General features: G+C 34.6%; 20 protein-coding genes and 2 tRNA genes. 12 read left to right on the forward strand and 10 right to left on the reverse strand.

Annotation, left to right across the window (positions count from 1 at the left end; all coding sequences use genetic code 11):
- Positions 1–28 precede the first annotated feature (28 nt).
- From DZ858_RS09205 to DZ858_RS09235, 7 genes are all read left to right on the forward strand, one after another.
- Positions 29–1,987: a peptidylprolyl isomerase gene (locus DZ858_RS09205; protein WP_117159260.1), complete on the forward strand. Its 1,959-nt coding sequence runs from the start codon at positions 29–31 to the stop codon at positions 1,985–1,987.
- Positions 1,987–2,841 (forward strand): peptidyl-prolyl cis-trans isomerase, encoded by an 855-nt coding sequence (locus DZ858_RS09210; RefSeq protein WP_117159261.1) that lies wholly within the window; start codon positions 1,987–1,989, stop codon positions 2,839–2,841. Before DZ858_RS09205 ends, DZ858_RS09210 begins: the two co-directional genes overlap by 1 nt.
- Positions 2,828–4,276, forward strand: coding sequence for a peptidylprolyl isomerase (locus tag DZ858_RS09215; protein ID WP_239990751.1), 1,449 nt, complete (start codon positions 2,828–2,830; stop codon positions 4,274–4,276). The genes DZ858_RS09210 and DZ858_RS09215 overlap by 14 nt, the downstream gene beginning before the upstream one ends.
- 91 nt (positions 4,277–4,367) lie before the next feature.
- Positions 4,368–5,321, forward strand: coding sequence for an AAA family ATPase (locus tag DZ858_RS09220; RefSeq protein WP_117159262.1), 954 nt, complete (start codon positions 4,368–4,370; stop codon positions 5,319–5,321).
- Positions 5,321–5,521: a hypothetical protein gene (locus DZ858_RS09225; protein WP_117159263.1), complete on the forward strand. Its 201-nt coding sequence runs from the start codon at positions 5,321–5,323 to the stop codon at positions 5,519–5,521. Before DZ858_RS09220 ends, DZ858_RS09225 begins: the two co-directional genes overlap by 1 nt.
- A 433-nt stretch (positions 5,522–5,954) precedes the next feature.
- Positions 5,955–8,219, forward strand: coding sequence for an aconitate hydratase (locus DZ858_RS09230; RefSeq protein ID WP_117159264.1), 2,265 nt, complete (start codon positions 5,955–5,957; stop codon positions 8,217–8,219).
- A 100-nt stretch (positions 8,220–8,319) separates the two neighbouring features.
- Positions 8,320–8,883 carry a TlpA family protein disulfide reductase gene (locus DZ858_RS09235; protein WP_117159265.1) on the forward strand — a complete coding sequence of 188 codons (564 nt, stop codon included), beginning with the start codon at positions 8,320–8,322 and terminating at the stop codon, positions 8,881–8,883.
- A 2-nt stretch (positions 8,884–8,885) separates the two neighbouring features.
- On the opposite strand, the gene DZ858_RS09240 is transcribed toward DZ858_RS09235, so the two are convergent.
- The 7 genes from DZ858_RS09240 to DZ858_RS09270 all read right to left on the reverse strand — a co-directional run bounded on the left by DZ858_RS09240 (position 8,886) and on the right by DZ858_RS09270 (position 14,046).
- A complete protein-coding gene (locus tag DZ858_RS09240; RefSeq protein WP_117159577.1) occupies positions 8,886–9,377 on the reverse strand; it encodes a nucleoside deaminase in 492 nt (163 codons plus the stop codon).
- Positions 9,378–9,405: 28 nt separating this feature from the next.
- On the reverse strand, positions 9,406–10,098 hold the full coding sequence (locus DZ858_RS09245) for a lycopene cyclase domain-containing protein (protein ID WP_117159266.1): 693 nt from the start codon (positions 10,096–10,098) through the stop codon (positions 9,406–9,408).
- Between the two features lie 3 nt (positions 10,099–10,101).
- Positions 10,102–10,554: a sterol desaturase family protein gene (locus DZ858_RS09250; RefSeq protein ID WP_117159267.1), complete on the reverse strand. Its 453-nt coding sequence runs from the start codon at positions 10,552–10,554 to the stop codon at positions 10,102–10,104.
- A 2-nt stretch (positions 10,555–10,556) separates the two neighbouring features.
- Positions 10,557–11,399, reverse strand: a complete 843-nt coding sequence (locus DZ858_RS09255) for a phytoene/squalene synthase family protein (RefSeq protein ID WP_117159268.1) — start codon at positions 11,397–11,399, stop codon at positions 10,557–10,559.
- A complete protein-coding gene (locus tag DZ858_RS09260; protein WP_117159269.1) occupies positions 11,396–12,862 on the reverse strand; it encodes a phytoene desaturase family protein in 1,467 nt (488 codons plus the stop codon). The genes DZ858_RS09255 and DZ858_RS09260 overlap by 4 nt, the downstream gene beginning before the upstream one ends.
- Positions 12,863–12,920: 58 nt before the next feature.
- On the reverse strand, positions 12,921–13,832 hold the full coding sequence (locus DZ858_RS09265; RefSeq protein ID WP_117159270.1) for a MerR family transcriptional regulator: 912 nt from the start codon (positions 13,830–13,832) through the stop codon (positions 12,921–12,923).
- Positions 13,833–13,962: 130 nt separating this feature from the next.
- Positions 13,963–14,046, reverse strand: a tRNA-Leu gene (locus DZ858_RS09270).
- Between the two features lie 227 nt (positions 14,047–14,273).
- On the opposite strand from DZ858_RS09270, the gene DZ858_RS09275 reads away from it, so the two are divergent.
- From DZ858_RS09275 to DZ858_RS09290, 4 genes are read left to right on the forward strand one after another with little or no spacing between them, the layout of a single operon-like run.
- A complete protein-coding gene (locus DZ858_RS09275; RefSeq protein ID WP_117159271.1) occupies positions 14,274–14,999 on the forward strand; it encodes a response regulator transcription factor in 726 nt (241 codons plus the stop codon).
- 5 nt (positions 15,000–15,004) lie between these two features.
- Positions 15,005–16,384 carry a sensor histidine kinase gene (locus DZ858_RS09280; RefSeq protein WP_117159272.1) on the forward strand — a complete coding sequence of 460 codons (1,380 nt, stop codon included), beginning with the start codon at positions 15,005–15,007 and terminating at the stop codon, positions 16,382–16,384.
- 53 nt (positions 16,385–16,437) lie between these two features.
- On the forward strand, positions 16,438–16,941 hold the full coding sequence (locus DZ858_RS09285; protein ID WP_117159273.1) for a hypothetical protein: 504 nt from the start codon (positions 16,438–16,440) through the stop codon (positions 16,939–16,941).
- A gap of 39 nt (positions 16,942–16,980) precedes the next feature.
- Positions 16,981–18,657 (forward strand): SulP family inorganic anion transporter, encoded by a 1,677-nt coding sequence (locus tag DZ858_RS09290; RefSeq protein ID WP_117159274.1) that lies wholly within the window; start codon positions 16,981–16,983, stop codon positions 18,655–18,657.
- A 192-nt stretch (positions 18,658–18,849) separates the two neighbouring features.
- Here the strand turns inward: DZ858_RS09290 and DZ858_RS09295 are convergent, their stop codons facing one another.
- Positions 18,850–20,316, reverse strand: a complete 1,467-nt coding sequence (locus DZ858_RS09295) for a potassium/proton antiporter (RefSeq protein WP_117159275.1) — start codon at positions 20,314–20,316, stop codon at positions 18,850–18,852.
- A gap of 275 nt (positions 20,317–20,591) precedes the next feature.
- Positions 20,592–20,664 (reverse strand) — tRNA-Lys (locus tag DZ858_RS09300).
- Positions 20,665–20,824: 160 nt separating this feature from the next.
- On the opposite strand from DZ858_RS09300, the gene DZ858_RS09305 reads away from it, so the two are divergent.
- Positions 20,825–21,346 (forward strand): shikimate kinase, encoded by a 522-nt coding sequence (locus DZ858_RS09305; protein ID WP_117159276.1) that lies wholly within the window; start codon positions 20,825–20,827, stop codon positions 21,344–21,346.
- Here the strand turns inward: DZ858_RS09305 and DZ858_RS09310 are convergent.
- The gene (locus tag DZ858_RS09310; protein WP_117159277.1) at positions 21,338–21,838 is read right to left on the reverse strand and encodes a phosphoribosyltransferase family protein; all 501 of its coding nucleotides are present in this window, start codon (positions 21,836–21,838) and stop codon (positions 21,338–21,340) included. The genes DZ858_RS09305 and DZ858_RS09310 overlap by 9 nt on opposite strands.
- Between the last annotated feature and the right edge of the window lie 20 nt (positions 21,839–21,858).

Below are 21,858 nucleotides of genomic sequence, written 5' to 3' on the forward strand. Positions count from 1 at the left end.
TAAAAAATAAACTAAAATAACTGTAAAAATGAATAAATATTCCATAGTGTTGCTTTTGATGGTAATGGTTTCAGCCATTGCTTTAGGTCAAGACAAAAAGGAGGTTTTGTTGACCATTGACGGATCTCCAGTTTATGTTTCAGAATTTAAGCGGGTTTATAACAAAAATTTAGACTTGGTGCAGGATGAATCGCAAAAAAGCGTAGATGGATATTTAGACCTTTTTATTGATTATAAGTTGAAAGCGACCGAAGCTTATGCTCAAAAATTGGACGAAACACGTTCGTATAGAAAGGAATTCAGGAAATATCAAGAACAGCTTTCTAGGAACTATATTTTTGAAAACAAAGTGACTGAAGATCTAGCTCGCGAAGCTTATGAGCGCGGTAAAGATATGATTAGTGCCGACCATATTTTAATATTAGTTGGGTATGATGCTGTGCCGCAAGACACCTTGAAAGCTTACAATAAAATAAAGAATATTCGAGTAAAAGCAGTTAATGGCGAGGATTTTTCGACATTAGCAAAACAATATTCAGAGGAGCCAGGCGCTAAAGAAACTGCTGGTAAGTTGGGTTATTTTTCAGTATTTTCTATGGTTTATCCTTTTGAAACTGGAGCATATAATACTAAAGAAGGGGGCATTTCTAATATTATTCGTACGCAGTATGGCTACCATATTATCAAAGTGGTAGATCGTCGTGAGCGCGAACCAAAAAGAGGTGTTTCACACATTATGATTTCGGATAATGCTGGAGCTCGAACTTTCGATCCTGAAGAGCGCATTAACGAAGTTTATGCTATGCTACAACAAGGAAAATCTTTTGAAGATTTGGCGAAGCAATACTCAGACGATAAAAACTCTGCTGTAAAAGGAGGAGAACTAACTCCATTTGCAAAAGGGGATTTAAAATCTAAAGCTTTTGAAGAAGAGGCATATAAGCTAAAGAATCTAGGCGAGGTTTCAAAACCTATAAAAAGTGAATTTGGCTGGCATATAATTCGGTTAGACACAATACAAGACAAGCCAACCTTTGAGGAAGAAAAAGAATATCTTGAAAAACGCGTTAAAGAGGGGAGCCGCTCAAAAATAGTGAGCCATGCAGTTAATAATAAGATTAAAGAAAAATACCGATTTTCACAAAAAAACGATTACAGCAAATTTTTTAATGAATTTGTAACTGATGATGTGATGAATAGAAAGTGGAAATACGATACCTTAAGTACATCGCAGGATAAAGTACTTTTTAGTATTGGGGAAAGGGACGTAATGTACAGCGATTTTGCCGAATACATAAGTGAACGCCAACGTAGAATGCAGCTTTCAAAAACCAAGTATAAGATTATTCACGACATGTATGATGAATTTGAAACACAAGCTTTAAAAGATTACTTCCGTTATAAATTGGAAGATGAGAACGAGCAATATGCAACGGTAATAAGTGAATATCGGGATGGTTTATTAATTTTCGATCTCATGGAAAGAAATGTATGGAACAAAGCCAAAAGTGACTCTGTAGGACTTCAGAAATTTTATAATGATCATAAAAAAGATTATAAATGGGACAAAAGGTATGAGGCGGAAATCATTTCAGCAACCAATGAAAAAACAGCCCAAGAAGCTTCTAAGCTTTTCAAAAAAGGAAAAACAGGCGAAGAAATAAAAGCCCAATTAAATAAAGACAATACAGTAAATGTTATTCTTACCACTGGTATTTTTGAAAAAGAGGAACGCGAGTTGCCAAAAGGCTTTAAAGGAAAAAAGGGAGTATCAGATATATACAACCAGAACGATTCATATATTGTAATTAATGTAAATGCTGTTCTTCCTGCAGGCACTAAACCTTTAGATAAGGCGAAAGGAAGTGTTTTAAGCGATTACCAAAACTATCTTGAAAAAAAATGGATAGAGAGTCTTCACAAAAAGTATAATGTAATCGTCAACAAAAAGGCACTAAATAAAGTTAAAGAAGCGTTACAGGGTTAATGAAGAAAGCCGGAATACTTGTGTTATTATTGTTAATTGCGGTATCATGCGATTATTTTAAAAAGGATACCGAGCAAATCCCTATTGCCCGTGTTAACGATAGTTACTTATATCAAGAAGATATTGAAAGTATACTACCTAAAAATGCAACACCGCAAGATAGTTCGGTGTTAGTAAACAATTTTATTAATCGTTGGGCAACACAACAGTTGTTAATAGATCAAGCAAAAATAAACTTATCTCAAGAAAATTTAGATAACTACCAAGAGCTAGTCAACGATTATAAAAATGAACTATATGCTGAAGCCTATAAAAATACAATCGTGGCACAACAATTGGACAGTACTATCACTGAAAATGAATTGACAAATTTTTACACCCAAAACAAAGATAATTTTATATTGAATGACGAGCTTATAAAAGTCCGTTACATTGTACTTTCAAAAGATTTTACAAACTCCAATAGTGTTGTTGAAAAATTTAGAAGATTTACAGCCGAGGATAAGAAAGATTTAGAAGATAGAAGCATACAATTTACAAACTATAATTTCAATGATTCTACTTGGGTGAAAAAAGATGCTTTACTGCAAACATTTCCAGCACTTAAAGATAAGGAGTCTGAATTGTTAAAAAAATCAAATTTCACACAAGTACAAGATTCATTAGGGGTATATTTGGTCAAAATTGAAGACGTTCTTAAAACAAACGATGTAGCCCCACTTTCTTATGTTTCTCCAACGATAGAACAAATAATACTGAACAAAAGAAAGCTAGAATTAATAAAAAAACTAGAAAAAGATATAACAAAAGATGCACTTAAAAATAAAAACTTTGAAACGTATGAAAAGCGTTAATGTATTGACGGCAATATTCTTGTTATTAGCAAATTTTGCAATAGCACAAGAAGTAGTTACTGTGGACAGTACAGGTGTTGTAAAAGGCAAAGCTGAAGACTCTATAAAGGTAACAACAAAAAAAGCTGATTCCTTAAAGCCTTTTAAACGTTTTAAAGCAGAAGGAGTAAGTTCTGTGGTGGGCGAGTATGTAATTTTAGATAGCGATATAGATAAAGGCTATCTAGAAATGCAACAACAAGGACTTGATATAAAAGACATAACCCGTTGTGAATTGGTAGGTAAGTTAATGGAAGATAAGCTGTATGCTCATCACGCCAAAGTTGATAGTGTAGTAGTTGCAGATGCTCAAATTAACGACCAGATTACTCAGCAAATGGACTATATGATTAGTGAGTTGGGTAGTGAAGAAAAAGTAGTGGAATACTACCGAAAAGATAATATGGGGCAATTACGTCAAGAATTATTTGAAGTGAATAAAACCATTGCCCTAGCTCAAGAAATGCAACGTAAAATTATCGAAGATGTTGAAGTAACACCAGAAGAAGTTCGAGAGTTTTTCTTTTCCATTCCAGAAGAAGATCGGCCTGTTTTTGGTGCCGAAGTAGAAGTTGCACAAATTGTAATAGAGCCTGAAATCACCGAAAAAGCCAAACAAGATGTAATTAACAGGCTTAATGAAATTCGCCGAGATATTGTTGAAAATGGATCAAGCTTTGCAACAAAGGCTGTTTTATATTCAAAAGATCCAGGATCGAGTTCAAAAGGAGGATTATATAAAGGAATTAAAAAGAATTCGCCTCTTGCTAAAGAATTTATTGATACCGCTTTTTCTCTTCAAGAAGGGGAAGTAAGCGAACCTTTTGAAACAGAGTTCGGGTTTCATATTTTAATGATAGATAAAGTTAAAGGTCAGGAATTAGATGTACGCCATATACTAATGGTACCAGATGTCTCAAGTGCAACTGTAGATAAAGCAAGAGCTAAAATTGATAGTGTACGTACCAAAGTGGTAAACGGAGAACTCTCTTTTGCCGATGCCGCTATGAAATATTCTGATGAAAAAGAAACCCGTTTTAGTGGAGGGCAATTGGTAAACCCTGTATCAAGCGACACTCGTTTTGAATTGACTAAAATGGATCCTGCTTTAAGTGCCCAAGTTTACAACCTAAAGGCTAATGAAATTTCAAAAGTATATTCTGATAGAGATCGATCTGGGAAAACCAAGTTTAAATTCCTTACAATAACCCGTCGATACGAAGAACATACCGCAGATTTTTCAAAAGATTACGAAAAAATTAAGGATTTAGCACTAAAGCAAAAACAAGTAAAAACCATTGAAGAATGGCAAAATGAAAAAATTGACGAAACTTACGTTAAGGTGAACGAAGATTATGAAGATTGTGAATTTGCAAGCAACTGGTTGAAGAAGTAGTTTTCAGTAAGTAGTTTTCAGTAAGTAGTAAGTAGTAATAAGCAGTAAGCAGTAAGAAGTGAACCTAAAACGAATAAATAACTAGACCAATATGTCAGACGTAGCAGCAGTAAAACAACTCGTAACTAAATACAACGCATTGCGTGCCGAAATAAGTAAGGTAATCGTTGGGCAAGACGAAGTTGTAGAACAAGTATTACTGTCTGTTTTTTCTGGAGGTCATGCACTGTTAATTGGTGTTCCCGGGTTGGCAAAAACATTATTGGTTAACACGGTTGCACAAACTTTAGGGTTACAATTTAAACGTATTCAATTTACGCCAGATTTAATGCCGAGTGATATTTTAGGTTCTGAAATTTTAGATAAAGACCGAAACTTTAAATTTATAAAAGGTCCAATTTTCGCCAACATCATCTTGGCCGATGAGATAAACCGTACGCCGCCCAAAACCCAGGCCGCTTTATTGGAAGCCATGCAGGAACGTGCGGTGACAATTGCAGGACAACACTATAAGTTAGATTTACCTTATTTTGTATTGGCAACCCAAAACCCAATTGAGCAGGAGGGAACCTACCCATTGCCCGAAGCACAGTTAGACCGTTTTATGTTTGCCGTAAATTTAGATTACCCTTCTTTTTCTGAAGAAGTTGAGGTGGTTAAATCCACTACAGCTGGGGTGCAAAATGAAGTTAATTCGTTATTCACTGCGGAAGAGATTATCGAGTATCAACAACTCATCAGAAAAATACCGGTTGCTGATAATGTAATTGAATATGCAGTAACGCTTGTTGGAAAAACACGTCCTGACAGTCAAGTAGCACCTGAAATCGTAAAAAACTACATTGATTGGGGAGCTGGGCCACGAGCTTCACAGAACTTGATTTTAGCTGCAAAAGCCAATGCAGCATTACACGGAAAGTTTTCTCCAGACATTGAAGATGTTCAAAAAGTAGCCACCGGAATTCTACGTCACCGGCTAATTAAAAACTATAAAGCGGAAGCTGAAGGGCTGACCATCGAAAAAATCATTACAAGCCTGTTTTAATGGACCTTAAAAAGTTTACACTTCCTATTATTTTATTTGTAATAGGAATGGTTTTAATCACCTTGGGCGCTATTGTTACCATGCTCCATTGGGATTTAGGCTTTATAGACGCCACAATTTTTATAGCAGTAGGGTCTGTTATTGAGGTTGCGGCTTCAATTATTGCAATCGTCAAGCTGGTTTTAATGTATAAAAAGTGATTTTTTTATTTTATTTGTACTTATTAGTTGAGCTTAGAAAATGAAAAAAAAATAATAAGCAAACTGAGAAAGAAAGCAATAAAAATTGGTTTTATAGAACTTTAGATATAATTGCATTTTTATTTTTTCACAGCAAGTAGTTAATTTTAGTATCTGTTATTTGATAATAACCCAAAACTCACAACCGTCCCTCCCCTTATTTAGAATCAAACTTTTTTAGTGCATTTTCACCTCTTTTCAACCACTTCAAAACCAAAGCATTTACAAATTCATAATTTTGCATATCAAAAATTATGTAATTGATAAATATTTATATCAAAAACTATAATTCTTTGTAAAATAAGCAGTGTTTAACGCAGTTCGTTAAACATTTTTAAATTATAATGAAATTTTGTAATTTCGCAGGACTTCAAAAAATCAAAAAAATAAAACTATGGCATTTGACATTGACATGATAAAAAAGGTATATTCCCAAATGGCAGAACGCGTGGATAAAGCACGCGAGATTGTCGGGAAACCTTTAACCCTTTCTGAAAAAATACTATATAGCCACCTTTGGGATGGCAAACCTTCTGAAGCCTTTGAGCGTGGAAAAGACTACGTTGAATTTTCACCAGACCGTATTGCGTGTCAAGATGCTACCGCACAAATGGCATTGCTTCAGTTTATGCAAGCAGGGAAAGATAAAGTTGCCGTACCTACAACAGTACACTGTGACCATTTAATACAAGCAAAACAAGGTGCTGAAAAAGATTTGATAAGTGCCAACAAAAGCAGTCACGAGGTTTTTGACTTTTTAGAATCTGTTTCCAATAAATATGGAATTGGTTTCTGGAAACCCGGAGCTGGTATTATTCACCAAGTGGTATTGGAAAATTATGCATTTCCAGGCGGAATGATGATAGGTACCGATTCACATACAGTAAATGCTGGCGGTTTGGGTATGGTTGCGATTGGTGTTGGTGGTGCAGATGCAGTAGATGTGATGGCCGGAATGCCTTGGGAACTTAAATTTCCGAAGTTAATAGGAGTGAAGCTTACAGGCGAATTAAGCGGCTGGACGGCTTCAAAAGATGTGATTCTTAAAGTAGCTGGTATTTTGACCGTAAAAGGTGGGACAGGTGCTATCGTTGAATATTTTGGACCTGGAGCTAAAAACCTTTCTTGTACTGGAAAAGGAACCATTTGTAATATGGGTGCCGAAATTGGTGCAACCACTTCTACATTTGGATATGACGATTCTATGGAACGCTTCCTTAGAGCGACTGAACGTGAAGATATTGCTGATGAAGCAAACAAAGTAAGAGAACACTTAACAGGAGATGACGAAGTTTATGCTAACCCTGAGCAGTATTTTGACGAAGTAATCGAAATTGACCTTTCTGAATTGCGTCCGCATTTAAACGGTCCTTTTACGCCAGATTTAGCGACACCAGTAGGCGAGTTAGGAGAAAAAGCAAAGAAAAACGATTGGCCAATTAAAGTAGATTGGGGATTAATCGGTTCGTGTACCAACTCTTCTTATGAAGATTTAACACGAGCGGCTTCTATTGCACAACAAGCAATCGATAAAAAGCTAAAACCTAAAAGTGATTTTGGTATCAACCCAGGAAGTGAGCAAATACGTTTTACCGCTGAGCGTGACGGACTTTTAAATGTTTTTGAAGATTTAGGAGCTACCGTATTTACCAATGCCTGTGGGCCTTGTATTGGTCAATGGGACCGTAGTGATCGCAAAGGCGAAGAAAAAAACACCATTGTACACTCATTTAACCGAAACTTCTCAAAACGTGCCGATGGAAACCCAAATACACACGCTTTTGTAGGTTCTCCAGAAATGGTAGCTGCCATAGCAATTTCAGGTCGTTTGGATTTTGACCCAATGAACGATACCTTGGTAAACGAAGATGGACAAGAAGTTAAACTAGATGAACCAAGAGGGATTGAATTACCACCAGAAGGTTTTGAAGTAGAAGAGAACGGTTATGTTGAGCCAATGAAAGATGGAAGTGGCGTAGAAATTAAAGTAGCTAAAGATAGTGAGCGTCTTCAATTGTTAACACCATTCGAGCCTATTCAAGATTCTGAAATGCAAGGGATGAAGTTGTTGATCAAGGCATTCGGAAAATGTACCACCGACCATATTTCAATGGCTGGTCCTTGGTTGCGTTACAGAGGTCACTTAGATAATATCTCTAACAACTGTTTAATTGGTGCCATAAACGCCTATAACAAAAAGACAAACTTTGTTAAAAACCAAATAGATGGTGAATATGGCGGCGTACCAGATGTACAACGTGAATATAAAGCCAAAGGAATTAAAACCATTGTAGTGGGAGACCATAATTACGGCGAAGGTTCTTCTCGTGAGCACGCAGCTATGGAGCCACGCTTTTTAGGCGTTGCAGCTGTATTGGTAAAATCGTTTGCACGTATCCACGAAACAAACTTGAAGAAACAAGGGATGTTAGGATTAACATTTGCTAATGAAGCAGATTACGATCTAATTCAAGAAGATGATACGTTTAACTTTATAGATATAGTAGACTTTGCTCCAAATAAACCACTTACTATAGAAATAGTACATAAAGACGGAAGCAAAGACACCATAAAAGCGAATCATACGTATAATGATGCGCAAATAAGCTGGTACCGTGAAGGTTCTGCTCTTAATTTGATTAAAAAGCAAAACGCTTAAAAAATTTCAGTAGTTTCTGAATTAATAAACTTTTAAAAACCTGCCAAATACTAGTTTTGGCGGGTTTTTTGTTATAACAGTCGAAGAAAATGAACGTGATATGAAGCAATTTTTAAAAAAGAATAAAGGGAATATTTTGTTCCTAGCCGTACTGGCCTTGTTGATAATTCCTCAAACAAGAACTCCTATTCAAGTTTTTGTACAACGATTAATTTCATTTAGTCCCTCTGAGACTGATGTTGAAGAGAGAAAACAACTTACAGACTATAATTGGAATTTAACCTCTTTAGAGAATAATGGAGTAGATTTTTCAGAATCGAAAGGACGTGTAATACTTATTAATTTTTGGGCTACGTGGTGTCCGCCTTGTATTGCTGAAATGCCATCGCTTCAAAATCTATATGATGAATATGGGGAACGGGTTGATTTCTACTTGGTCACTTCAGAAGAACCTGAAATTGTACAGCGTTTTATGGATAAGAAAGGCTATACATTTCCCATCTATATTCAACATACAAAAGCGCCTAAAGTCTTGTTTTCGCAGTCTTTGCCTACAACATATCTTATTTCAAAAAAAGGAGAGATAGTTATTAAAGAAACCGGTGCCGCCGATTGGGACAGCGAAAAAACGAAGGGAATTATTGATGGGTTGCTAGACAATTAATTTTAATAAACTTTCTTGTCGTTTTTATTGGCCCATTTATCAAATACTTTAACAGCTTCATTTCGAAGCATACGGACAAAGGCTATCTCTCGATTCTCTATTTCTTTATCAATTTCATCATAGATAAATTGATCGTCAAAATTAATTTCAGCTGCATCCTCTCTATTACAAGCGTAGAACACTTTTTTGGGACGAGCCCAATAGATTGCGCCCAAACACATAGGGCAGGGTTCACATGAGGTATAAAGAATGCAATCTGTTAATTGAAAGCTTTCTAATTTTTCGCATGCTTTTCTAATGGCCACCACTTCGGCGTGAGCAGTAGGATCGTTAGTGGAAGTAACGTTATTGTGGCCTTCGGCAATAATTTTACCGTCCTTTACAACCACAGCTCCAAAGGGTCCACCAGCGTTTGTATCCATTCCTTTTTCGGCTAAGGCAATGGCGCGTTGCATAAACCTTTTATCATCTTCTGTATAATTACTTTTGCTCATAATGTAGGTTGAAAGATATTTTGTAAAGTTATGCTTTGTTGTATTGTTTTTCAAACAATTCGGTACAAACAAAAACGGTCAATAACATTCCTAAGTTGTAAATAGTATCTTCAATTGGAATGGTTAAAAGACGAAGTCCCATATTTTCAGCATCATTATACCAAACTACTTGGTCTTCAATTCCGGTACCGGTTAAAATTCCGTTTACCAGAAAAAAAGGTATAAAGATGATAAAATAGGTAGGTAGAAAATCCATCAACCACTTTTTCCGATAATTATAAACCACACCTAATAAAATGAGGGCATAGATGAAGTTTATAAATGTATACCAGTGATCGTAATAATACCATAATAAAATTATTAAAGTACTTGCTAACAATACATAAAATATAGAAGTGAACTTTTCAGAAAAAGAAAACTTAGGAAATAATTCATGCAACGCATAATGTGTAAATATACAAGCGTAGGGAATACAAATAAAAAACAGCCATTCTTCTATGGGAAGATGAAAAATGCGGGTACCGGTTATGTAGGCGTCGTTAAATCCCCAAAAACCACTGGCAGTAAATATACTATCCCACGGTATGAAGATAGCCATCATGATGGCGACAGCTGGGAAAAAGGATCGCCATTTTTTATAAAATTGAAGTCGAGGATGAAAACTAAATAAAAAAGGAATGCTAAAGGAGCCCAAAACGAGCCATAAATAAAGGTTGTTCATGTACTACTTTTTTTTAAAAAAGCGCAAAGGAGGAAAAAGCATACCAAAACATTCTCCATCTTCTTTACCTAAATGTTTGTGGTGCATTTTATGTGCTCTACGTATTCCTTTTGCATACCAATTATTGGCATTTCGAAAAAGTTTGAACCGTTGGTGTATAAAAATATCGTGAACCATAAAATAGGCAACACCGTACGCAAAAATACCTAAACCAATGGGCAATCCAGCCCAAAAGCCATAATATTGCCAGGTTATAAAACAGCCTATACTTACAGCAGCGTAAAAGATAAAAAAGAAGTCGTTACGTTCCCACCAGCTGCTGTGATCTTTATGGTGATGATCTTTGTGCAGCTTCCATAAAAAGCCGTGCATAACATATTTATGGGTAAACCACGCCATAAACTCCATAAAACTAAAGGTGGCTAAAAAGATAAGAATCCAAAAAAATGTCATCATGACTATTTAACTAATTTTAATTGGTATTTTACATAGCTTCGTGTTAATAACCCGAATTTCTCGTAGTTAGGAACACGAATACGAGTGTTTTTTATTTCGATGGCAGGTGTTCTCTGTAACTTTTTCAAAAGTCGTTTGTAATAGCGATAGGCCATAAAAACACCAAATTTGGCCTCTGTTGGCAAAAGTAAGATTCCTTCGTACCCTTTTCTAAAATCTTCTTCAATTTCTTCGATAATTCGCTGTTTTGAATTTTCGTCTAGAGCCTTTAAATTAGTATTTGGAAAATACGTTCGGCTTAATTCTTCAAAATCTTCTTTTAAATCACGAAGAAAATTTACTTTTTGAAAAGCAGAACCTAGATGCATGGCAGATTCTTTTAATGCTTCATACTTTAGCATATCCCCTTTTACAAATACTTTCAAGCACATAAGGCCCACTACATCTGCAGAGCCATAGATATAATCTTGGTATTCGGGTTCGGTTATGTATTCTTTTTTTGAAAGATCTAATCGCATGCTTTTCATAAAAGAGTCGATTAAATGTTGTTCAATATTGTATTTGGTTACCGTGTGTTGAAATGAATTAAGAATAGGGTTTAAGCTTATATTTTCATTCAAAGCATGGTGTAAGTCTTTTTCAAATCTATTAAATAATGTTTCCTTATCATACTCATGAAAAGAGTCCACTATTTCATCGGCAAAACGGACAAAACCATAAATATTATAAATATCCTGTCTAATAGTGGGAGCCAGCATTTTTGTAGCAAGTGAAAAAGATGTACTGTACGCATTGGTTACAGATTTGCTGCAGGTTTTAGATACTATGTCGAATATTTCTTTCACGATTTTTTTATTTGTTTTTGTACTAGGCCTGCAACTAATTTTCCAGAAATTAAAGAGGGCGGAACACCAGGTCCCGGAACAGTTAATTGACCTGTAAAAAACAGATTTTTAACTTTGTTACTCTTTAAACTTGGGCGTAAAAAAGCAGTTTGCAGTAACGTATTTGCAAGCCCGTATGCATTTCCTTTATAGGAGTTGTATTCTTCAATAAAATCGTTAACACAAAAGGACTCTTTAAATATAACGTAATTTTTCACTTCTTGGTTGGTAAGATTTTCAAATCTTGTGATTATTTTTTTAAAGTATTCTTCCCTTATTTCAGGCGTGTCTTTTATTCCAGGCGCTAATGGAATTAAGAATATGCCAGCTTCTTTTCCTACCGGGGCAGCATTGTCATCTGTTTTTGAGGGGAAACTAGCGTAAAACAAAGGGTTTTCTGGCCAATCAGGTTTGTCGTAAATAGCTTTTGAGTGCGCTTCAAAATCGACATCAAAAAAAAGGGTGTGGTGATCTACATTTTTAATTTTTTTATCAAATCCTACATAAAATAGTAGAGAAGAGGGCGCAAAGGTCTTTTTGTCCCAATATGCTTCGGAGTATTGTCGGTGTTTTTTATCAAGTAATGTTTCTGTATGGTGATAATCTGCACCACTCACAATGATATCGGCGGCTATTATTTCGCCATTTATCTTTAAGCCTGACGCCGTATTACTTTTAACTAAAATTTTTTCAACTGTTTGTTCGGTTTTAATAGTAACATCTAACTCTTCAGCTAATGATTTCATTCCTTCAATAACACTGTACATTCCGTTTTTAGGATGAAAGGTGCCTAAACCGAAATCGGCATAATTCATAAAACTATAAAAAGCGGGAGTGTTGGAAGGTTTAGCTCCTAAAAATAACACAGGAAATTCTAATATGGATATCAGTTTGGGATTATTAAACTCCTTTCTAACTTCTTTACTAATGGTACTAAAAAATTGATCTATTTTTTTCATCGTAACCGGAGTTACCAACTCAAAAGGGGAGACGCCTGGTCGATACACTAAATCTTTTATGGCTACATCATAGTTGTTTTGTGCTTTGGCAATGAATTTTTTAAGTTTTTTTGAACTTCCAGGTTCTTCTTTTTCAAAAGCAGCACAAATTTTTTCGAGTGTATCTTCAATGGTTATACGTTCTTCTTTTCCGAAGTACACACTGTAAGCAGGATTTAACTTTATTAAACTATAATAGTCTGACGGTTGCTTGTTGAAATCTGAAAAAAAGCGCTCAAAAACATCTGGCATCCAGTACCAAGTTGGACCAATATCAAAGATAAAGCCCTCTTTATTTAGTTGCCTAGCTCTACCGCCAACCGTTTTATTTTTTTCGTATACGGTAACTTCATTTCCTTCAGCTGATAGATAACAAGCAGCCGCCAAAGATGAAAAGCCAGAACCAATTATTGCAATTTTTTTCATATGTTGTTTAACAAATATAGGAAATAATTAAACAAAAAATAATATTGTTTTTTGAATGTTATAATTTTTTTAAAGTTTTAAGTTGCTTTATTAAGCTTTGGTGATCTTTAATCGTAGAAATATTTGATGGTAATGTATGGGTGTCTGTTTTTTGTATTCTCCTGCCCATTAGCCAAAGTTTTTGATTTTTATGATAGCTTATTGCTTTGTTATATTCATTAATATATTCTTGAATAGTTCTTTTTTCTGGCTTTACAGTAAAATAGGATAAGAATATTATTTTTTTATGGTGCTTTAAAACATGTTCTAAGTTTTGCAGCGGAATATTTGTACCTAAATAGATGGTGTTAAAGCCAGCTTTCAAAATTTCATAGTGTGCAAAAAGCAATCCAATTTCGTGAATTTCATTATACGGGAGGTATAAACAAAAAGTTGGAAGTTCTCTAGAAGCTTCTTTTTTCTGAAGCGCTTCAATATTGATTATTATTTTTTGTTTAATTAATTCTGAAATAAAATGTTCGTGGGCGGGGTCTATAGTACCAGTATGCCATAGCGTTCCTAATTCATTTAAAAGCGGGATGAAAACATCAAAAAACAAGGCTCTAAAATCCTTTGTTTTCTCTAATTTGAAAAGTGTATTTGAAAAAAGAGGGTGATTAAACTCAAACATAGCTGTTTTAAGTATAGTAATGGCGTGCTCTTCTCTGTTTTTAGGTATACTACTTTCTATTTCATTAATAATTTCACTTTCAGTTAATGCTGCTATTTTAGAAATTTTAAAGCCAGTATTGTATAAAAAAGCAATATTGAGAAGCTTCTTTAAATTACTTACAGAATACTCGCGTATGTTTGTATTGGTTCTCTCAGGTTCAAGGAGGTTGTATCTTTTTTCCCATATACGAATGGTGTGCGCTTTAATACCACTAAGGTTTTCAAGGTCTTTAATACTAAACTTTGTTTCTACAGACATTGTAAAAAATGAAAATTACAATGTCCAAAATACTAAAAAGAAAAAGAAACTAGATATTTTTGTTTAGTTTAATTAAATATATGATAAACAATTAATAAAGAGGTGAATAGGTTTTAATTGTAGTGAAAAGTGCCCAGGATGGGAGTCGAACCCACACGCCCTAAAGGACACATGGCCCTCAACCATGCCTGTCTACCAGTTCCAGCACCTGGGCTTAAATATAAAGAGATGCTTTTTTAACGAGTGCAAATATAGATATTTTGAGAACAGACATTTTACTTTTTATAAAATTTATTGCTGCCTCTCTCTTTTAAATTTCTAAATAGGGTTGAAGATGGCGTAAAAAAATACAACACTGTTACTAATTAATATTTCACATACTGCTGTGTGAAAACTCTAATACAATTCTAACCTCTAAAGTAAAAAGCTGTTCTTTCAAAAATGTATCTTTGTGATTTTAAAACATATAAAGAAACTAGCATCAACAAGCAAATATTAGTCATAGAGGATGAGCCCAATGTAGCGGCATTTATAAGTCAAGGTTTGCAAGAATCTGGATATAAAGTATTTGTGGCTTATGATGGACTACAAGGCTTAGAATTATTACAGCAAAAAAATATAGATTTAGTTGTTTTAGATATTATTTTACCCAAAATGGACGGTAGAGAAGTGGCAAAAAAAATTAGAGAGATGGGAAATGAAAGCCTTCCCATCATTATGCTTACTGCTTTAGGAACAACTGATAATATAGTAAAAGGCTTAGATGCCGGAGCGGATGATTATTTAATAAAACCCTTTAAGTTTATTGAATTGTTAGCTAGAATACGTGCCCGTACAAGAAATAAACAAGTGCTTGTAGGGTGTAGCAATTCTTTAAAATTAGCAGACTTAGAGTTAGATATGGATGCCAAGTTCGTTGAAAGAGCCGGTAGTAAAATAAAATTAACTTCTACTGAATTTAGATTATTAGAATACCTATTAATAAATAAAAACAGGGTGCTTAGCCGTGTAGATATTCTTGAAAATGTATGGGATATCAACTTTAATCTAGGTACAAATGTAGTAGATGTATATGTAAACTACCTGCGAAACAAGATAGACAAAGATTATGAAACAAAGTTAATTCACACGGTAATAGGTATGGGTTATATCCTTAAAGAAGAATAAAATATATGCGGTTAAGAACAAAAATCACCTCTGTTTTTATAGTGTTAACCAGTTTATTTTTAAGTGGAGTTTTTATTCTTATTTATTACTTTTCAAAAGAATATACTGAAAACGAGTTTTATTTACGCTTAAGCCAAAGGGCAACTATTGCAGCACAAGCTTATTTAGATGAAGATGAATTAAATGATGATATTTATAATGATATTAGAATTCGACATCTACAAACGCTACCCAATGAAGAAGAAGTTATTTACCCTGTCGATGCAGAAAAGAAAGAGCCTTTGACTGCGTTTGATAAAACCTTGCCAGAAAGTTTTTTCAAAAAAATATTTGCTAATGAATATACCGAACTAAAACAAGGCGATTATTACTATACCGGCTTGCTTTATCACGATAATGAAGGTGACTTTATAGTGGTGCTGTCTGCTACAGACTTGTATGGATTCGGAAAGCTAGAGAATTTAAGAAACATCCTCATCATTGCCTTCTTTGTAAGCATTGTATTTATTTTCGTGTTAGGTAGGTACTACGCTATGCAAGCCTTAAGTCCTATTTCTAAAATTACAGAAGAAGTTAATTCTATTCGTGCGGAAAACCTCTCCCTACGTTTGGAAACAGCCACAGGGAAAGATGAGCTTGCCGAACTGTCGCGTACATTCAATAATATGCTAGATCGGTTGCAAATATCTTTCGACCTTCAAAGCAACTTTATAAATAATGCATCGCATGAACTTCGTAATCCACTTACTGCTATATTAGGGCAAACCGAGGTAGCTTTAATTAAAGAAAGAAGCATAGAAGAGTACCACGCAATACTTAAGAATATAGATCTCGAGGCCTCACGTTTAGATTTTTTAGTAAACGGCCTTTTAAAACTAGCCAAAACTGATTTTGACTCAAAGGGATTTGTAATAGACACCATTCGGGTGGATGAATTGATTTTAAATATTAAACAAAATCTTGATGTTGCTATTCCAAATAATAAAATAAAATTAGATTTTGAAGAACTACCTGAAAAAGAAGATGCTATCACCATTTTGGGAAGTGAATCACTATTACATGTTGCTTTAAGTAATATAATAGAAAATGCGTGTAAATTTTCAGATAATAAAGTAGTGACCTTAAAAATACTTTCCGATTCCGATTATATTCTAATTACTATAAACGATGAAGGTGTAGGCATTCCAGAAGATGAATTAAAAAATATATATGTACCATTTTTTCGAGCTTCAAACGTAAGAGGTATCGAAGGTTTTGGGTTTGGTCTTCCGCTAGCCTATCGTATTATAAAAATGCATTCTGGAGAAATACGAGTGCTCTCTCAAGTAGACAAAGGAACAATAGTGAAAATTAAGCTCCTTAATAAAAACACCTACAATTCTTAAAATTCTAATCTTGTTCTAATTTCACTCTTATATGGCTCTAACCTTCAGTAACTATGTTTGCTGAAAAGTTAGAAAAAATGAGAAAAATACTTATTCCTACAGATTTCACTGTTGAATCATTACAACTTGTTGAATACGCAATTTTAAATTTTCCAAACACCAAATTGGATATCATTTTAATTGCGGGTCATAAGCTGCCAAATACTCGATGGGGCATAACCCACTTTAGTTCAAGAGAACAAATACGTAAACAATTTACAGATGAATTTGTTAAGGCCAAACAGCGCCTGCTTGTAGAACACAAGCAATCCCTAGATACAATAACTTGTGAGCTTTTTACCGGCTTGAACTCTATAGCCTTTAAAAATTTTATGGAAAAATTGGGGGCAGAAAATGCAATTATTCCAAAAGATAAAGTACTTCAATACCCCGGTGTTAAATGGTTTGACACAACAAAATTCTTAAAAAAGAATGCTACAGAGGTTGTAGAAGTTCCAGCAAAAATAGATACTGAATTATCTCAAAAAAAATATTCATTTAGCAGTCTTTTTAGTTAAAACTCACATAAAAAATAACGCATACAATTTAATATAGCTATGAAAAATTTCACAACTAAATATTTAAAATCCGATATTAAATCGGGACTAGTGGTCTTCTTGGTCGCATTACCTTTATGTTTAGGGATTGCCTTAGCCAGTGGAGCACCCTTGTTTTCTGGTATTATATCTGGTGTTGTTGCCGGTATTGTAGTAGGAGCCCTTAGTGGTTCTCAGCTTAGTGTCTCGGGGCCTGCAGCAGGGCTGTCGGCTATTGTTTTAGCAGCCATTGCAAGCTTGGGTTCTTTTGAAGCCTTCTTATTGGCCGGCCTTTTAGCAGGAGCCATGCAATTACTGTTAGGCTTTTTAAAAGCGGGTGTGCTATCTAATTACCTACCTTCTAATGTAATTGAAGGAATGCTTGCTGCCATCGGTATTATCATCATCTTATCTCAAATTCCACACGCGTTTGGATATGATGAAATGCATGAAGGCGACTTCTTTGCTATTAATGCAGCAGGAGAACATCAAATTTTTACTGCTTTGGCAGATACCATTAACTACATCCACCCTGGAGCGGTGATTGTTGTACTTGTTTCATTGGCAATCTTAATTGCCTTTTTAAAGATACCCTTTTTAAAGAGGTTAAAATCCATTCCTGGTGCTTTGGTAGCAGTATTGGCAGGGGTTGCTATTAATGAGTTTTTTAAAGCAACGGGTTCGTCATTAGTTATCAGTCAGGATCATTTGGTAAGCCTTCCAGTGCCAGAGTCTATGGATCAATTTTTAGGTCAGTTTAGCGTACCAGACTTTGCGCAAATAGCCAATGTAGATATTTGGGTGGTAGCAATTACCATTGCTGCAGTTGCAAGTATTGAAACTTTATTGTGTATTGAAGCGGCAGATAAAATGGACCCTTTAAAGCGATATACAAACACGAATAGAGAATTAAAGGCTCAAGGTGTTGGTAATATGTTAAGTTGTTTGATAGGTGGAATTCCTATAACCTCTGTAATTGTTAGGACTTCAGCAAACGTAAACTCGGGGGGTAGAACTAAAATTGCAGCAATCTCGCACGGTATATTTTTAATGGCTGCGGTACTCGCAATTCCATTTTTATTGAATTTGATTCCTTTAGCATCTCTTGCGGCTGTATTACTTGTAATTGGATATAAATTGGCAAGTCCAGCAAAATTTGTTCATATGTGGCGCAACAGTAAGAAGTTTCAGTTTATCCCATTTGTGGTGACTGTGGTTGCTATTGTAATGACCGATCTATTAATAGGTGTAGGAATTGGTCTAGCCGTAAGTATCTACTTTATTTTACGCGGAAATGTGAAGTTGGCGTATTTCTTCAAAAAAGATAAACACAAAGAAGGCGAAACCATTCATATGGAATTGGCGCAGGAAGTTTCGTTTTTAAACAAAGCAGCGATTAAACAAACTTTCGCCCATTTACCAGAAAACAGTACTCTTATTGTTGATGCTTCCAGTACCGTGTATATTGATCATGATGTGTTGAAACTTATTAAAGAGTTTGTAGATGAAGGAGCCTTGGAACGAAAAATAACAGTCGATCTCATTGGGTTTAGAAAAGAATATAAAATTGAGAACTCAACTACATATGTTACCTCTATTGTAACGGATAATGGAGACCTCATTTCACCTACAAATATTACCAATGGTAATAAAGTACCGTCTAATATATTAAAGGTAAAGGAGCTAGAGATGGTATAAATAGTGAACAAAATATACAATGCCCAATTGTATAAAAGAAGGCCGGTGGCAAACCAAAATTAGTTGGTTGGGCCATCGGTCTTTATTTTTAATGCTATGGACTATAAATGGTTTTAATGCAGATGAACCTTACGCAAATACTTCTAATTTATTCTCAGGTATTAAATATATGTAAAAAACCTTTTCTTATCTTTAAGTAGGGGTAGTCAAGGTTTGGTGTACATCTTCGAAAATTTCGACCCGATCAGCTAGTACAATTAAATTATCTTGTGCTTCTAATATAGTTGAACCATTAGGGGTTATATAACTGCCATCGCGCTTAATCATCGCTATAATTGCATTTTTAGGAAAACCCAATTGTACTATTTTTTTATCAACTGCATAACAATTCGAGCTTAATGTAAACTCTCTCATCTCGGCCTTTGGGTTTTCAGATAATAACAAATCGGTAGCAGATAGTTTTTTGGATGTTTCAGGAAGACCTACTTTCAACCATTTTGCAACAATAGAAAGGGTAGTACCTTGAAATAACACCGAGGTAACCGATATAAAAAATACGATATTAAAGATCATATTGGCTTTATCGATTCCGGCTAAAAGGGGATAGGTAGCAAATACGATTGGTACCGCCCCACGCAAGCCTACCCACGAGATATAAAACCTTCTACGCATTTTCATTTTAAAAAATATCAAGCTTAGAAAAACTCCTATAGGACGCGCAATAAAAATTAAAAATAACGAGATAAGTAGCCCAATTCCCATAAACGGAATCACTTGTTTTGGAAATACTAATAAACCTAGGGTAAGGAATAATACTATTTGCATAAGCCAAGCTAGCCCATCGTACATTTTTAATATGGTCTTTTTGTGTATTAAATCTTGGTTTCCTAAATACACTGCACAAATATAGATGGCTAAAAACCCATTCCCGCCTAGAAAATCGGTTGCTGAGAAGGTAATAAACATTAAGGCAATAACCAGCACTGGATACAGCCCTTCAAAATCAAGCTTAATTTTATTAATGATAAACTTACTGGCTTTTCCAAATACAAAGCCGCCAACACCTCCTAAAATCATTTGCTGTAAAAACATGGGGATAATAGAAAGGATACTCTGGTCTTGGTTAATGACTAAGGTTAAAAAAGCAAGTGTTAGTACATAGGCCATAGGGTCGTTACTACCACTTTCAAGCTCAAGAGTAGGACGTAAATTAGTTTTTAAGGCCAGACTTTTAGAACGTAAAATGGAGAAAACGGCTGCTGCATCGGTAGATGAAACAATGGAGCCTAAAAGCATACTTTCGTAGATAGTAAAATCGGTTAACAGCCAGACAAATGTACCTAAGGAAACGGCTGTGAGTAAAACGCCCAATGTGGATAGGGCAATTCCTTCCCTCAGTATTGGTTTTACGGCTTTCCAGTTGGTGTCTAGACCTCCAGAAAAGAGTATAAAGTTGAGTGAAACAATACCAATAAATTGAGCTGCTTTTGGATCGTCAAAACGAATACCTCCAATGCCTTCTGAACCCGCTAAAATTCCTATTGCCAAAAAGAGTAATAAAGTAGGTACCCCAAATTTATAGGAAGTTTTCCCTACAATAATACTTATAAGTAATAGGAGAGAACCTACTAATACAATATTTTCAATAGTTAAGTTCATGGGGTTGGCATTTCAGTAACAGTTCGTGCAAAGATATTATTTCTTGGGAAAGATGAGGTGGGGAATGGTAGCGTAATATTAAATTCTTATAATTTAAAAAAGTACTTATTAGTAATCACTTTTCAGCACTTAATCTACTCTGATAAGATAGATAGTCTTTTTTTTGAGGACTAGTTTTTTTGTTTACTGTTATCTTAAGATATGCTAAGACGACCAAACACAAGAATATAAATAAAAAACCCGCTCATTTGATTGAACGGGTTTTAATTTAAAAGTGACCTGACTGGGGCTCGAACCCAGGACCCTCTCCTTAAAAGGGAGATGCTCTACCAACTGAGCTATCAGGTCATTATTACTTTAAAATGTTACTTTTAAAGTGCCATTGCATTTGTTTGCCTTAGCGGGTGCAAATATACTATCATTTATTTTATCTATCCAAAAGATTTTCAATTAAATTTGAAGGAATTTTTAAAGCCTTTGAAAATCAATAAAAAACGAAAATATTTTTATGAAAATTGTACTAATTGGGTATATGGGAAGTGGTAAATCTACCTTAGGAAAAGCATTATCTGACAAATTAAACTATACTTTTAAAGATTTAGATACTGAAATTGAATTAAAAGAAGAAATAAACATTGCAACTATTTTTTCCGAGAAAGGAGAAATTTATTTCAGAAAAAAAGAAAATGAAGTATTACGAAATATCATAGCAACCCAAAACCAAATTGTACTTGCTACTGGTGGTGGTACTCCTTGTTATGGCACTGTAATGGATTATTTAAAAGAGTCTGATGATGTTGTTACGGTGTATTTAAAAACTTCTTTAGATGTGTTGACAGAGCGTCTGTATTCAGAAAAAGAAAAGCGGCCATTAATTTCGCATCTAGAGTCAAAAGAAAAACTTCAAGATTTTATTAGAAAACATCTTTTTGAGCGATTGTTTGTCTACAACAAAGCTGCTTTAGTTATTTCAGTAGATAATAAAGATGTTTCAAAAGTTGTGGAAGAATTGGTTTTAAAATTATTCTAAAATCGCCCGATCCTTGTTTTTTTCAAAAATCACTGCCACATTTTCATTAAGTGACGTTGAAAGTGAAATGCCTTTAAAGTCAGCTTTTACAGGATATTTTTTATGGTTTCTATCAACTAAAACCGCTGTTTTAAACTGTTTAAGTGGTACCTCCAGAAAATGTTTAACCCCATAAACAAGAGTAGTCCCAGAATGTAAAACATCATCTACCAATAATAAAGATTTGTTGGTGTACTCTTGTTTTGATATTGATGTTTCAATGGGATCTGTTGGTTTCTTTTTGTTGATTTTCATTTCGCATAGGATAACCTTTATAGGCGAAATTTTTTCAACTGCGGTTTTTAGTTTTTTTGCAAGCGTATAGCCGTTACTCTGTATACCGGCAATAACAACCTCTTTTTCATTTACATTAGTTTCATAGACTTGATAGGCTATTCTTTTAATCTTATGATCTATTTGCTTTTTAGTAAGGATAACAGTCTGTTCTTCCATATAAAATATTACTTTATTCA

It is taken from the genome of Marixanthomonas ophiurae (assembly GCF_003413745.1).
Taxonomy (GTDB): Bacteria; Bacteroidota; Bacteroidia; order Flavobacteriales; family Flavobacteriaceae; genus Marixanthomonas; species Marixanthomonas ophiurae.